Origin of the sequence: Flavobacterium cupreum (genome assembly GCF_003996965.1) — a bacterium.
GTDB lineage: Bacteria > Bacteroidota > Bacteroidia > Flavobacteriales > Flavobacteriaceae > Flavobacterium > Flavobacterium cupreum.
Genome location: NZ_QWDM01000139.1, coordinates 1 through 342, shown reverse-complemented (window position 1 = coordinate 342; position 342 = coordinate 1). Strand labels below are relative to the sequence as shown.

The following is a 342-nucleotide window of genomic DNA, read 5'->3' as shown; positions in this document are numbered from 1 at the left end:
CGTTTTCACTTGCATACGCCAGAGTATTCGCTGGCGTCCCGGGCGGGGATTCAACAGCGTCCCTTGCCTGGTATCGGGCATGCAAACGGCGACGGTGGTGGGACCTCCCGACTCGGAAATCCACACCGACAATTACGGCCGGGTGAAAGTGCAATTTCACTGGGACCGCCTGGGGAAGTTCGACGACGCCAGTTCTCCCTTCCTACGGGTTATGTCGAGCTGGGCTGGCAGCAACTTCGGTCACATCAGCTTGCCACGTGTTGGCCAGGAGGTCGCGATCGTTTTCCTAAATGGCAATGTCGACCACCCAATCATCATCGGCAGCGTCTACAACCATCACAA

The 342-nt window shown here is 57.6% G+C and carries 1 protein-coding gene; it reads left to right on the top strand.

All coding sequences use genetic code 11. The annotated features are described in order from the left end of the window. Nucleotides 1-13: 13 nt before the first annotated feature. Nucleotides 14-342 (top strand): type VI secretion system tip protein VgrG (gene vgrG, locus D0817_RS26945; protein WP_497756103.1); only part of this gene is annotated, 329 nt, incomplete at its 3' end.